12 protein-coding genes are annotated in these 13,014 nt (G+C 65.2%); all 12 read left to right on the forward strand.

Annotated features, from left to right (window positions below; genetic code table 11):
• Nucleotides 1-10: 10 nt before the first annotated feature.
• Nucleotides 11-385 (forward strand): hypothetical protein, encoded by a 375-nt coding sequence (locus DD559_RS18600; protein WP_116470485.1) that lies wholly within the window; start codon nt 11-13, stop codon nt 383-385.
• Between the two features lie 207 nt (nt 386-592).
• On the forward strand, nt 593-925 hold the full coding sequence (locus DD559_RS18605; RefSeq protein WP_116470486.1) for a UrcA family protein: 333 nt from the start codon (nt 593-595) through the stop codon (nt 923-925).
• 174 nt (nt 926-1,099) lie between these two features.
• Complete coding sequence (locus DD559_RS18610) at nt 1,100-1,984, forward strand: sterol desaturase family protein (RefSeq protein WP_116470487.1); 885 nt, start codon at nt 1,100-1,102, stop codon at nt 1,982-1,984.
• Between the two features lie 4 nt (nt 1,985-1,988).
• On the forward strand, nt 1,989-2,921 hold the full coding sequence (locus tag DD559_RS18615; protein WP_116470488.1) for a Vgb family protein: 933 nt from the start codon (nt 1,989-1,991) through the stop codon (nt 2,919-2,921).
• 196 nt (nt 2,922-3,117) lie between these two features.
• Nucleotides 3,118-5,550: a TonB-dependent receptor gene (locus DD559_RS18620; protein ID WP_240610334.1), complete on the forward strand. Its 2,433-nt coding sequence runs from the start codon at nt 3,118-3,120 to the stop codon at nt 5,548-5,550.
• 184 nt (nt 5,551-5,734) lie between these two features.
• Nucleotides 5,735-6,007, forward strand: coding sequence for a hypothetical protein (locus DD559_RS18625; protein ID WP_116470490.1), 273 nt, complete (start codon nt 5,735-5,737; stop codon nt 6,005-6,007).
• Between the two features lie 92 nt (nt 6,008-6,099).
• Entirely contained in the window at nt 6,100-6,189 is a 90-nt protein-coding gene (locus DD559_RS18630; RefSeq protein WP_116470491.1) for a potassium-transporting ATPase subunit F, read from the forward strand.
• A gap of 13 nt (nt 6,190-6,202) precedes the next feature.
• A complete protein-coding gene (gene kdpA, locus DD559_RS18635; RefSeq protein ID WP_116470492.1) occupies nt 6,203-7,903 on the forward strand; it encodes a potassium-transporting ATPase subunit KdpA in 1,701 nt (566 codons plus the stop codon).
• A gap of 11 nt (nt 7,904-7,914) precedes the next feature.
• Nucleotides 7,915-9,942, forward strand: a complete 2,028-nt coding sequence (kdpB, locus tag DD559_RS18640) for a potassium-transporting ATPase subunit KdpB (RefSeq protein ID WP_240610335.1) — start codon at nt 7,915-7,917, stop codon at nt 9,940-9,942.
• 10 nt (nt 9,943-9,952) lie between these two features.
• Nucleotides 9,953-10,543, forward strand: a complete 591-nt coding sequence (gene kdpC, locus DD559_RS18645; RefSeq protein ID WP_116470494.1) for a potassium-transporting ATPase subunit KdpC — start codon at nt 9,953-9,955, stop codon at nt 10,541-10,543.
• 104 nt (nt 10,544-10,647) lie between these two features.
• The gene (locus DD559_RS19685) at nt 10,648-11,067 is read left to right on the forward strand and encodes a hypothetical protein (RefSeq protein WP_133243860.1); all 420 of its coding nucleotides are present in this window, start codon (nt 10,648-10,650) and stop codon (nt 11,065-11,067) included.
• 299 nt (nt 11,068-11,366) lie between these two features.
• Nucleotides 11,367-13,010: a cation:proton antiporter domain-containing protein gene (locus DD559_RS18655; RefSeq protein ID WP_116470496.1), complete on the forward strand. Its 1,644-nt coding sequence runs from the start codon at nt 11,367-11,369 to the stop codon at nt 13,008-13,010.
• The last annotated feature ends 4 nt before the right edge of the window (nt 13,011-13,014 follow it).

A 13,014-nucleotide genomic window follows, 5' to 3' on the forward strand; every position in this document is an offset into this window, starting at 1 on the left:
CATCGCGTGCATGGCAAAGTTCTCCTGTCTCGTCCCGGCCGCCGCGCTGCTGATCGCGCCGATGGCGCATGCGGACGAACGCCCCACCGCCAAGCTGGTTCGTTGCGCCGGTGGCGATTGCCTGCTGATCCGGGGCGAGCGGCGTTCCGCCGACACGACCATCACGATCAACGACCGTGCCGTCGCAGCCAGCGGCGGACGTGGCTGGAAAGTTCGGGTGCCGGTGGCGGCAATGCGTGGTTTCGCCTCGCCTTTCGCCCGTACGCTCGACGTCGCGGTGGTGGATGCGACCGGGCATGTCGAGCGGCTGGAAACCGTGCGCCTGCCGGTGGGTCTGATGGGCCACACGACCGAACTCGCATCGCTGGTAGTACGTGCGCGATGATCTGTAATAATGATGGAATCGATGTTGGCAGTATGAAGATCGAATGAGGCTGTAATAATAGATTGCTGCGTTGCAAAACTTGCCGTATCTCGCCATGCGGAAGTTACGTAGCATGTCTATAGTTTTTTGGACTTGTCGTTCATCCTTCCTGCGACTAGATGCGCTGCACCCGCCCGGGTGAGGCGGTCTTGGTTGCAGGAGATTGCCATGAAGATGCTCGTCGCGGTTGTCGCCGCCCTTTCGATCAGTAGCGCTGCCTTTGCCGGCCCGACCGACACCAGCTTCGGCAAGCCCTCGGCAACGCTGACGCTCGCAGGACTCGATCTCGCGACCGCCGACGGCCAGCAGCGCCTCGCCACCCGCGTTGACCAGGCGGCCCGTGCGGTGTGCGGCGAGAACCTCGCCACCATCCACCCCGAGCTTGAAGCCCGCGCCCGCCTGTGCCGCGCCGATGTTGCCGAGCAGGTCCGCAGCCAGATCGAAGCGCGTGTCGCGCAGGCTGGCAAGGCCCGCGGCGTGCAGGTGGCGTCGCTGCGCTGATTGTCTGCCCCTGGACGGCGTTTGGCGGCCGTGCGTTTCCTGAACGGATGCGTGCGGCCGTGCGCTTTTGGGGCCGCTACGTCATTCGGACACCTGCGCGCGCATCGTTTGCATGGCTAGGCTCCGGGTCGAAACGGGGCGGCATGGCCTCGCCTGCGATCGGGACGAAAGCGCATGACAAAAGGGCTCGTGAACCTCATTCCCCCGGTGACCGTGGTAGCGGTCGTCTGCTTCTGGGCCTTCGCGCCCGCCACCATGCTTGCCAATCCGTGGACGATCGTGATCGTGTCGTCGCTGATCACCTTGTATATCCAGGGCCTCGAATTCGTATTTGAGCGGCATGCGGGCTGGCGGATGAACTGGCGGGAGTTCGGGACCGACCTGTTCTACGTCGTGCTCGGGTCGACGGCGATTTCCTGGGTGTCGCGCACGCTGGCCGATGCGCCGCTGCTCGCGCTCAAGCAGTCTCTGGGAATCGCGACCCCCTGGCTGATGCACTGGCCGTTCCTGGTGCAGGTGGCGCTGGTGATCTTCCTGATCGAGTTCGGCCAATATTGGATGCACCGCCTGATGCACAATTCGGCGCCCTTCTGGATGACCCATGCGCCGCACCATCACATCACCCAGCTCAACGCCGCCAAGGGCTATGTCGGCAATCCGATCGAACTTTTCCTGATCAGCCTTAGCGTCGTAACCCTGTTCGACGTGCAATTGACCGCGATCTTCTGCGCGGTCACCGTGTTGGGCGTGGTCTCTGGTTTCGCGCATGCCAATGTCCGGGCCAATCCGCCGATCTGGTACGGCTTCGTGTTCACGACGATCCGGCACCACAGTCTGCACCATTCGGTTCCCTATGAGGACACCCGCTGCAACTATGCCAACTCGCTGATCCTGCTCGACCGTATCTTCGGCACTTTCAAGGAAGGCGAGGCTTCGATCGTGGGACAGGACGAGCGGCGGCGGCTGTCGATCCGCGAGCAATGGCTGTTTCCGTTCCAGCCGCTGCTTGCCCGACTGAAGCAGCGGCCGGCAGCCACCACCGACGCTGTCGCAGGCTGAGCCGATGGTCTGGATACCGATGCTCGCCGCGCTGCTCGCCGCCGCGCCGCCGCCCGCCGATCCGCAGCCGCGCGAGGAACAGGTGCTCTCCGTGCCCGGTTTCGCCGACTTCCTGGCCGTTGACGGCGACAGCGTCTGGGCAACCAACAAGGGCCGCGTCGAACGCTGGTCCCGCGCCGGCAAACTCGCCGAGGTGGCGATGGCGCACCCGTGCGGCGCGATGGCAATCGCCGAGGGGGCACTTTGGGTTGCCGACTGCAAGGAAGGAACGCTCAACCGCATCGATCTCAAGACCGCGAAATTGCTGGCGGCGATCCCCACCGGCATCGCCAACCCGCAGGGTGAATTGAACGTTGTCGCAGGGGCCGGCTCTGTCTGGGTGGCGAGCGACAATGCCGGCAAGATTGCCCGTATCGATCCCGCCGACGACCGGGTGGTCGCTTCCATCGCGGTGGATCCGGGGACGCACTATCTGGCTTTCGGGCTCGGCGCGCTTTGGGCAGTGAGCAGCGGCGAGCAATCGCTCCAGCGGATCGATCCGGCCACCAATCAGGTGACGGGGCGAGCCAAGCTCGGCAAGCAGCCGGGGTTTCTCGCCGCCGGTGAAGGCGCGGTATGGGTGCAGGAGCAAGGCGACGGGACGCTCGCCCGCATCGATCCGGCGGCGATGCAGGTCACGGGGCGGGTGAAGGTCGGAGCCGATCTGCTCTATGGCGATATCGATATCGGCGGCGGTGCCGTGTGGCTGCGCACCACCGCCGACCAGACCTTTGTGAAGATCGATCCGGCATCGCTGACGGTGCTGGGGCGGCTGGGCAAGGCAAGCGGCAGCGGTGCGTTGCGCTATGCCGGCACCGGATTGTGGACCAGCGCCCATGATGTCCACACGCTGTCCTGGTGGAGCCTTGCACCAACGGTGGCCGGCGCAGCGCAATAGCGCGCGGTTTCGGCGCAAGCGACGCCACGTACTCCGGCGAGTGCGTGGCGTTTCGCGTTCGTCCCCGTTCGGGAATGCTGCGCTGCGGTACGTCAAACGCCCCATGGCGGACGGCCCGATTTCCCCAAACTCTGCCCGCCATCGCCACCCTGTTCAAAGGGCGGCCAGGGATCTGAAAACGAAAAAGGGGGCTAGGGTGGCACGATCCATTTCACGCGCGGCATTGCTTGGTGCGACGGTTCTCGCAAGCTTCGGCGCGAGCAAGGCGACCGCGCAGACCGCAGCGCCGGCGACCGCGTCGATCCAGGCCGAGGACCAGGCCGGCGGCAACGAGATCATCGTCACCGGCAGCCGCCGCAGCGTCACGCTGCAGGATGCGCCGATCAACATCAGCGCGGTGTCCCAGGAGAACATCCAGCGGCTGCGTATCGATGATGTGCGTGGCATCGCTGCTTTCACGCCGGGCGTGACGGTGGTCGATACCGGCCCGGCCAGCACCGGCAACATTGTTCTGCGCGGCATCGAATCGGGCGACACCAGCGCGTCGGGCGCGAACGGCAATGATGCGGTGGGCGTATATCTGGGCGAAGTGCCGCTCTATCTCGATTTCAAGCTTATCGATATCGAACGGGTCGAATTCCTGCTCGGCCCACAGGGCACATTGTATGGGCTCGGCACGCTTGCCGGCGCGGTGCGCTATATCCCCAACCGCCCCAATACCAGCCGCTTCTCGGCGGACGTGCATGGTCGCGGTTATGCGCAGTCGCATAGCAGCGATTTCGGCCGGGTGGGCGATGTCACCGTCAACATCCCGCTCGTCACCGATCACGTCGCGTTGCGATCGGTCGTCGGCTATTACGACAACCCCGGCTTCATCGACTACAACTATGTTCTGCAACGTCCCGGCATCTCCAATCCGCAGCCGGTGCGGGGCGCGACAGCGGCGGATGCGTCGCTCGGTTCGAAGCAGGATTATGCGAACAACTTCAAGCGGCAGGCCGACGTCAATTTCGAGCATACGTTCACGACGCGGAATACGCTGCTTCTCGAATACAACCCCAACGTCAAAGCCTTTCTGACCTATGCGCACCAGGACACCAAGACCAATGGCCGCCAGGCGAACGGGGCGGGGGTGCTCGGCACCGGCAACTATGAAGGCCCCTGGCGGTATCTGGAGCCGTTCCACCGCAACGCGGATCTCTTTTCCGTAGAGTTCAACATCAACCTGTTCAACGTTGTTCAACTCGTCAGCACCACGGCTTATACCGAACAGAAGATCAACAACACCGATGACAATACCGATCTTCTGCTCGATCTGAATTATGGCTACGAAGCCTTCCCGACCTTTTCGTCGTTCGCCAACAACCATCGCAAGTACAAGCAGTTCAACCAGGAGGTGCGACTGGTTTCGTCCCATGGCGGGCCGGTCAACTGGGTAATCGGGGGATTCTACAATCGCCTGAAGTTCGCCAGCGATCGGCAGGAATATACCCCCGGCTTCGCGGCGTTTGCAGGGGTGAATCGGCCCGACGATCTGGAATATATCTCGTTCGTCAACACGCGGACGGTGGAAAAGGCCGTCTATGGCGAAGCGACGCTGCACGCGACGTCGGCGTGGCAGGTCACCGGCGGACTGCGCTATTTCAAATATGACGCCTTCGCCACCGGCGGTACCGACACGCCGCTGTTCGGCGGCGGGCTCACGCGCACGCCCTATCCGCTGATCCAGTTCGCCCCCAGCCGTGTTCGTTCGGGCAACACCGGCGATGATGGCTTCGTCTGGAAGGCCAATACCTCGTATCGGTTCAGCCCCGATCTGCTGGCCTATGCGACCTACAGCACCGGCTATCGTCTCGGCGGGGTGAACCGGGTGGCGCCATGCGTGGTGCCGCTGCCGCCAGGTCAGAATGTCTGCGCGCTGCCCAACGAACTGATCTATGGCCCGGACAAGACACGCAACATGGAAATCGGCATCCGCGCATCGCTGTTCGAAAAGCGGCTGCAATTCACGGTCGACGCGTTTCGCGTAAAGTGGAGCCAGGTGCAGGTGCCGAGCCAGACGGTGAACGGTGCCGTCGGGATCACAACCAATGCCGGCGCCGCGGTTTCCGAGGGCATCGAGTTCTCCGGGTCCCTGAAGATCCTGCCGGAACTGGTGCTGCAGGGCACCTATTCCTACACAGACGCCCATCTGACGGAGGATTTCCCGCAATTGGTGGTGAGCCAGGGCGTGCGCTATGACGCGCTTTCCGGCGATCGCCTGCCCGGCTCCACGCGGCATTCGGGCAGCGCCCAGTTGACGTACACCTACCCGGTGTCCGACGAAGCGAAGATCGAAGCCAATTGGACGGCGACCTATACCGGCGACATCTATTCCCGCGTCGGCCTGCGTGGCAATGGCGAGAAGATCCCGGATTACATGACGCACCGCGCATCGCTCACCTATCGGGCGCGCACGTTCGACGTCGGCATCTTCGCCGACAACATCTTCGACAAATATGCCTATACCGGCATCAGCAACGATGTGAGCTCGTACAACCAGACGCGAACCGGCGTGGTGGAGCGCTATTATGCCCGCTCGGTGCTTACCCCGCGTCGGGTGGGGCTGGATTTCCGCATACGCTACTGACGATCGCGCGATACTCTTTTCCGAAAGTCGCCAGCCGGCGGCGAGGCACCGCTTCGCCGCCGGCAAATTTTATGCGAACTTTACGCGTTCCGCCAACATCCCCGTAGAAGCTTAACGGGCCTTCGGCGGACAGGGGCGCATGACAATGCGTCCAAACTCACGATTTCGTGCGGCGCTTCGCCGCATGGCGCGCGGCGAACGGCTGTGGACGGCGGAGATCATGCTGCGCGGGGCGGGGGCGATGCTGCTTGGCCTGTGCGGCTTCGTTCTGTCACGCCTGCATCACGGGATGGTCCTCGTCCCCCATATTCCCCGCGCCGCCGACTACCGCCTCGCCGCGCTGGCCGTGCTGTGCGGATGTTCGGGCAGCGCGCTCGCTGCCGAAGGCGCCGGCCTGTTCCGGCTTCTCCCTATTCCGGGCCGCCATGCGTCCCGCAGGACAAGGAAAACACCATGACAGATCTGCTCTGGCTGGCGGTGCTGGCGGGATTGTTCCTGCTGACGCTCGCCTATGTGCGCCTGTGCGACGAAGCGTGAGGAGGGCTGCCGATGTCGCTGTCCCTCATGCTCGCCGGGCTGACCGCTTTCGCCCTTCTCCTCTACCTCGCGGCCGTGCTCGTGCGGCCCGAAAAATTCTGATCGGAACGACGCCATGACCGTGCAGGGCTGGCTGCTCATCCTCGTCTTCACCGCCATCGTCGTCGCGCTCGTCAAGCCGATGGGCGCGTGGCTGTTCGCTCTCTATGAAGGGCGGCGCACGCCTTTCCATTTCGTGCTCGGCCCCGTCGAGCGCGGCTTTTACAAGCTCGCCGGCATCGATCCGAACGCCGAAATGGGCTGGCGCCGATACGCGCTGCACATGCTGGTGTTCCAACTGGCGACGCTGCTCTTCACCTATCTCGTGCTGCGCTTCCAGGATGTGCTGCCGCTCAATCCGCGGGCACTGCCGGGCATGAGCCCGGACCTGGCGTTCAACACCGCCGTCAGCTTCACCACCAACACCAACTGGCAGAGCTATTCGGGCGAGACGCTCTCGAACCTCAGCCAGATGCTGGGGCTCACGATCCACAACTTCCTTTCGGCCGCGACCGGCATCGCCATCGCCTTCGCGCTGTTCCGCGGCTTTGCGCGGCGCCAGACCAGCGGGCTGGGCAACTTCTGGGCAGACCTGACCCGGATCACCCTGTATCTGCTGGTACCGCTCTGCATCGTCTATACGCTGTTCCTGATCGCGAACGGCGTGCCGCAGACCTTCGCCAGCTCGGTCGATGCGACGACGCTGGAGGGCGCTCGCCAGACGATCCTGCTTGGCCCGATCGCCAGCCAGGAAGCGATCAAGATGCTCGGCACCAATGGCGGTGGCTTCTTCAACGCCAACTCGGCACATCCGTTCGAAAATCCGAACGCGTTGACCAATCTTGTCCAGATGCTTTCGATCTTCGCGATCGGCGTGGGGTTGACCTGGACGTTCGGCAAGGCGGTGGGCAACACCCGCCAGGGCTGGGCGATCCTCGCCGCGATGCTGCTGCTGTTCCTGGGCGGCACCGCGATTACCTACTGGCAGGAAGCTGCCGGCAACCCGATCCACCACGCCATCGGCCTGGCTGGCGGCAATATGGAAGGCAAGGAGGTTCGCTTCGGGATCGCCGCCTCGTCGCTGTTCGCAGTCGTCACCACCGATGCCTCGTGCGGGGCGGTCAATGCGATGCATGACAGCTTCACGGCGCTGGGCGGGCTGATCCCGATGTTCAACATCCAGCTCGGCGAAGTGGTGGTGGGCGGCGTCGGCGCGGGCATCTACGGCTTCCTGCTGTTCGCGCTGCTGGCGGTGTTCGTCGCAGGGCTGATGGTGGGCCGCACCCCCGAATATGTCGGCAAGAAGATCGAAGGGCGCGAAGTGAAGCTGGCGGTGCTGGCGATCGCGGTCCTGCCGCTGATGATCCTGGGTCTGACCGCGCTCGCCGCCGTGCTGCCGCAGGGACTGGCCGGACCGCTGAACAAGGGGCCGCACGGCTTTTCCGAAATTCTCTATGCCTTCACGTCGGCCGTGGGGAATAACGGTTCCGCCTTTGCTGGGCTCACCGCCGCCACGCCCTTTTATGACGGGCTGCTGGGCGTGGGCATGTGGATCGGCCGCTTCTTCATGATCGTCCCTGCGCTGGCGATTGCCGGCAGCCTGGCGGCGAAACAGCACCATCCCGAATCCGCCGGCTCTTTCCCCACCACCGGCCCGCTTTGGATCGGTCTGCTGGTCGGCATCATCCTGATTGTCGGCGGCCTGACCTTCCTTCCGGCGCTCGCGCTCGGCCCGATCGCCGATCACGTCGCGATGCTCCACGGCCAGCTCTTCTGAGGTCGACTACAATGACCACGACACCCGCAACCATGTTTTCGGCGAAGCTGATCGGCCCGGCCGTTGGCGATGCCTTCCGAAAGCTCAACCCGGCCGAACTGGTGAAGAACCCCGTGCTCTTCACCACCGCCGTGGTGGCATTGCTGCTCACCGTGCTGCTGGGGCTCGGCGGCGAGAAGCTTTCCTTCGCCTTCCAGGCGCAACTGATCGTCTGGCTCTGGCTCACCGTGCTGTTCGGCACTTTCGCCGAGGCGCTGGCCGAAGGGCGGGGCCGGGCGCAGGCCGCCTCGCTGCGCGCCACCAAGGCCGAACTCACTGCGAAGAAGCAGGTGAGCGGCGGTTATGAGTTGGTGCCCGCCAGCGCGCTGAAGCGCGGCGACATCGTGCTGGTCGAGACCAACGACTTGATCCCGGCCGATGGCGAAGTCGCCGAGGGGGTGGCGTCGGTGAACGAATCCGCGATCACCGGCGAGAGTGCGCCGGTGATCCGCGAGGCCGGTGGCGATCGCTCGGCCGTCACCGCCGGTACCCGCGTGATTTCCGACCAGATCAAGGTACGGGTGACGCAGGAGCCGGGGCAGGGCTTTCTCGATCGCATGATCGCGCTGGTCGAAGGCGCCGAGCGCCAGAAGACCCCGAACGAGATCGCGCTGACGATCCTGCTCGTCGGCCTGACCATCATCTTTCTGATCGCTGTGGCGACGGTGCCGGCGTTCAGCGCCTATGCCGGCGGCTCGGTGCCGGTGGCGGTGCTTGCTGCGCTGTTGATCACGCTGATCCCGACGACGATCGCAGCGCTGCTGTCCGCGATCGGCATCGCGGGCATGGACCGGCTGGTCCGCTTCAACGTGCTCGCCAAATCCGGGCGTGCGGTGGAAGCAGCGGGCGATATCGACGTGCTGCTGCTGGACAAGACCGGTACGATCACGGTCGGCGATCGCCAGGCGAGCGAGTTCCGCGCCGTCAGCGGCGTGTCGCAGGGCGAACTGGCCGAAGCCGCGCTGCTCGCCAGCCTGGCCGATGAGACGCCCGAGGGCCGCTCCGTCGTCACCTTGGCGCGCGAGAAGTTCGCGGTGGTGCAGACGGCGCTGCCTGCCGATGCCGAAGTGATCCCGTTCACCGCCCAGACCCGCCTTTCGGGCGTCAAGCTCGGCGGTACGCTGATCCAGAAAGGGGCGGTGGATTCGATCCTGCGCGCCAATCCGGGGACCGGCACGACCGCGCAGGCGACCGAGCTCCGCCGCATGACCGACGAGATCGCCCGCGCCGGGATGACGCCGCTTGCCGTGGCGCAGGACGGCCGTCTGCTCGGCGTGATCGCGCTGAAAGACGTGATCAAGGCGGGCATCCGCGAGCGCTTCGCCGAGCTGCGGCGGATGGGCATCCGCACGGTGATGATCACGGGCGACAATCCGCTTACTGCCGCTTCGATCGCGGCCGAGGCGGGGGTGGACGATTTCCTCGCCGAGGCGACGCCGGAGGACAAGCTGGCGCTGATCCGCAAGGAACAGCAGGGCGGCAAGCTGGTGGCGATGTGCGGAGACGGCACCAACGACGCTCCCGCGCTGGCCCAGGCCGATGTCGGCGTGGCGATGAACACCGGTACCCAGGCGGCGCGCGAAGCCGGCAACATGGTCGATCTCGACAGCGATCCGACCAAGCTGATCGAGATCGTTGGCCTCGGCAAGCAGCTGCTGATGACGCGCGGTGCACTGACGACCTTCTCGGTCGCCAATGACGTGGCGAAGTATTTCGCGATCATCCCGGCGATCTTCGTGGCCTTCTATCCGGGGTTGGGCGCGCTCAACATCATGGGGCTGGCCAGCCCGAACAGCGCGATCCTGTCGGCGATCATCTTCAACGCGCTGATCATCCCGCTGCTGGTGCCGCTGGCGCTGAAGGGCGTGCGCTATCGCCCGATCGGTGCCGGTCCGCTGCTCGCCCGCAATATCGCGATCTACGGGGTCGGCGGGCTGATCGCGCCGTTCGTCGGGATCAAGCTGGTCGACCTGGTCGTCGCCGGCCTCCAGCTCGCCTGAGGACAGGAACATGCTCAAGGAATTCACCTCTGCCTTCCGCCCCGCGCTCGTCCTGACGCTGCTGTTCGCGGTGCTGCTGGGCCTCGGCTACCCGGCCGCGATGACCGGCATCGGTCAGGCCATATTCCCCGCCCAGGCCAATGGCAGCCTGATCCGCGACGACGGACGGGTCATCGGCTCGGAACTGCTCGGCCAGGGCTTTGCCGGTGCCGGCTATTTCCACGGCCGCCCCTCGGCTGCCGGCAAGGATGGCTATGATCCGACCGCGTCCAGCGGCTCGAACCTCGGCCCGACCAGCCAGGCGCTGGCGGATCGCATCAAGACAGATCTCGCGCACACACCAGGAAAATCGGTTCCCGCCGATCTGGTGACTACCTCCGCCTCGGGGCTCGATCCCGATATCAGCCCCGAGGCGGCTTTTTTCCAGGTAGATCGTGTTGCCGCGGCGCGGGGAATGCCCGTCGCGCAGGTCCGCGGGCTTGTGGCGGCGCAGGTCGAGCGGCCGTTGCTGGGCTTCCTGGGTGAGGCGCGGGTCAATGTGCTGGCGCTGAACCGGGCACTGGACGATCTGCCCAAGGGTACGGCGCCGCGGCGCGACTGATTGTGGAATCCGGCGCGGCGGCATATGGCCGCCCCACCTGATCGGAATGGCCCCGCCCGGTAATGGTTTACCGGGCGGGGCCTGCCTGTTAGGATCCAGCCTGCATGGCGCGTTCCTTCTCCACCATGCGCGGCAGCGCCCCCTTGCCGACGCTCCGGCGATCGCTTGGCGCGGTCGTCGCGGCGTGGAGCATGGTTTGCGCCATTCTCTTTTGCGCGCTGCTGCCGGCCGGGCTACCGCAGAGCGTTGCGGATGGTTCCGCGTTCAACCCGGCGACCACGAGCGTGGCGCTGAGGTCCAGCGGACCGAAGCGGTTCCTCGCCAAACAGAGCCTCGCACGCAAGGCGAAGGATCCGCTTCCCGATCGGCAGGTGGCGTTCGTGCCCGCCTGTAGCCCCGGCGCTTGCGCGCTTACTTCAAATGCTCCCCACGCGCCGCTTGTGCGCGGCACCATCGCGCCTGCGATCCTCCACCACCTGGCACTATCGGGCCTGCGTGGCGCTCGCGAACCTCCTGCTGCCTGACGGTTTCGGCGCGCGGTCCGCGCGCGCGTGACGCGGCGAGGGAGATCGATCCGATCTCTTTCGTTGTCTGGAAACCATGGAAGCGGGGCCGCGATCGTGCGCCTCGCGAGGAGGTTCGATGCGAAAGAAGAAGAACAAGCGGCCACCCTGGTGGTTCGTGCTGGCGATCTGGGCGGGCGTGGCCGGTGCGGCCGGCGTGCTGGCGGCTGTCGTGGGATCTGCCGCATCCTGAACTGAAGAACGCCGGCCCCCCCACTCGGGTGGCCGGCGCGACCGTCATGTACACTACAGGAGGATCGATGCCCCATCACACGCCGTTAATTGCCACCATCGTCGCCGGCCTATCCGTCGCATTCGTGCTCGGCGCGCTCGCACAGCGCCTGAAGATTTCGCCGATTGCGGGCTATCTGCTCGCAGGCATCCTGGTCGGCCCGTTCACGCCCGGCTTCGTCGCCCATGCCGGCATTGCCAATGAACTGGCGGAGATCGGCGTGATCCTCCTGATGTTCGGCGTCGGGCTGCACTTCTCTCTACGGGATCTGCTGTCCGTGCGTACCATAGCGGTTCCGGGTGCGGTCGTGCAGATCGCGGCGGCTACGCTGATGGGCATGGGCCTTTCATGGCTGATGGGGTGGGGATTGTTCGCCGGCGTGGTGTTCGGCCTGTCGCTTTCGGTTGCGAGCACGGTCGTGCTGCTGCGGGCGCTGCAGGGCCATGATATCGTGCAGACGCACCGCGGCCGCATCGCGGTCGGCTGGCTGATCGTCGAGGATCTGGCGATGGTGCTGGCGCTGGTGCTGCTGCCCGTCTTTGCGGAGATGGTAAGTGGTGCAGGGCAGGGCGGATCGATCCTGAAGCCGCTGCTGATGACGTTCGCGAAGGTGATCGGTTTCCTCGCGCTGATGCTGGTGGTGGGCCGAAGGGTCATCCCCTGGGTGCTGCAATGGGTGGTCGGTACCGGATCGCGCGAACTCTTCCGGTTGGCGGTATTGGCGATCGCGCTCGGCGTGGCGTTCGGCGCGGCGCTGGCGTTCGACGTTTCCTTCGCGCTGGGCGCGTTCTTCGCCGGCATGATCCTGGGCGAGACTTCGCTCAGCCGGCGTGCGGCCGAGGAGACGCTGCCGCTGCGCGATGCGTTCGCCGTCTTGTTCTTCGTATCCGTGGGGATGTTGTTCAACCCCGCGATCATCGTCACCCAGCCGCTCGCGCTGCTTGCGGCCGTGGCCATCATCATCCTCGGCAAATCGCTTGCGGCTTATGCGATCGTGCGGGTTTTTGGCTATACGCGAGAGACCGGCCTCACCGTTGCGGCCAGCCTCGCGCAGATCGGCGAATTCTCCTTCATCCTGGCCGGGCTGGGCGCATCGCTGCAGGTGCTCCCGACCGAGGCGCGCGACGTTGTTCTGGCGAGCGCGATGCTGTCGATCCTGGCCAATCCCTTCCTCTTCGCCTGGGTGGCGGGACGACAGAAGGAACATGATCCCGAGCGCGGTCCGATCCTCCCTGTCGACGTCGCAAAGGACCATATCATCCTCGTCGGATATGGCCGCGTCGGCAGCATGGTCGCCGCCGATCTGCAGCGGAAGGGCAAGGCCTTCGCCATCATCGAGGACCAGGACGACATGGCGCAAAAGGCCGAAGACGACGGGATGCTTGTGGTCAAAGGCAATGCGCTGGAGGCGCGGACATTGGTGGCGGCCCGGATCGCCACCGCCAGCAAGCTGCTGATCGCCATCCCGGCCGGGCTGGAGGGCGGTGCGATCCTGCAGCACGCGCGGATCCTGCGGCCGGACCTGCCGGTGATCGCGCGCGCGCATTCGGCCGGCGAAGTCGAACATCTCGAACATCTCGGGGTCGACCATGTCGTGATGGGCGAACGCGAAACCGCCAACCGGATGCTGCAACTCTCGGCAACGCTGGCGCCGGCTGGCAACGCCGGGTAACGGC

The sequence above is a fragment of the Sphingomonas pokkalii genome (genome assembly GCF_003096275.1).
GTDB classification, from domain to species: domain Bacteria; phylum Pseudomonadota; class Alphaproteobacteria; order Sphingomonadales; family Sphingomonadaceae; genus Sphingomonas; species Sphingomonas pokkalii.

Excerpts from the sequence above, each read along its gene's own strand:
- DD559_RS18600 (WP_116470485.1), top strand. The coding sequence starts at position 11 with ATGGCAAAGTTCTCCTGTCTCGTCCCGGCCGCCGCGCTGCTGATCGCG.
- DD559_RS18605 (WP_116470486.1), top strand. The coding sequence starts at position 593 with ATGAAGATGCTCGTCGCGGTTGTCGCCGCCCTTTCGATCAGTAGCGCT.
- DD559_RS18610 (WP_116470487.1), top strand. The coding sequence starts at position 1,100 with ATGACAAAAGGGCTCGTGAACCTCATTCCCCCGGTGACCGTGGTAGCG.
- DD559_RS18615 (WP_116470488.1), top strand. The coding sequence starts at position 1,989 with ATGGTCTGGATACCGATGCTCGCCGCGCTGCTCGCCGCCGCGCCGCCG.
- DD559_RS18625 (WP_116470490.1), top strand. The coding sequence starts at position 5,735 with ATGGCGCGCGGCGAACGGCTGTGGACGGCGGAGATCATGCTGCGCGGG.
- DD559_RS18630 (WP_116470491.1), top strand. The coding sequence starts at position 6,100 with ATGTCGCTGTCCCTCATGCTCGCCGGGCTGACCGCTTTCGCCCTTCTC.
- kdpA (WP_116470492.1), top strand. The coding sequence starts at position 6,203 with ATGACCGTGCAGGGCTGGCTGCTCATCCTCGTCTTCACCGCCATCGTC.
- kdpB (WP_240610335.1), top strand. The coding sequence starts at position 7,915 with ATGACCACGACACCCGCAACCATGTTTTCGGCGAAGCTGATCGGCCCG.
- kdpC (WP_116470494.1), top strand. The coding sequence starts at position 9,953 with ATGCTCAAGGAATTCACCTCTGCCTTCCGCCCCGCGCTCGTCCTGACG.
- DD559_RS19685 (WP_133243860.1), top strand. The coding sequence starts at position 10,648 with ATGGCGCGTTCCTTCTCCACCATGCGCGGCAGCGCCCCCTTGCCGACG.
- DD559_RS18655 (WP_116470496.1), top strand. The coding sequence starts at position 11,367 with ATGCCCCATCACACGCCGTTAATTGCCACCATCGTCGCCGGCCTATCC.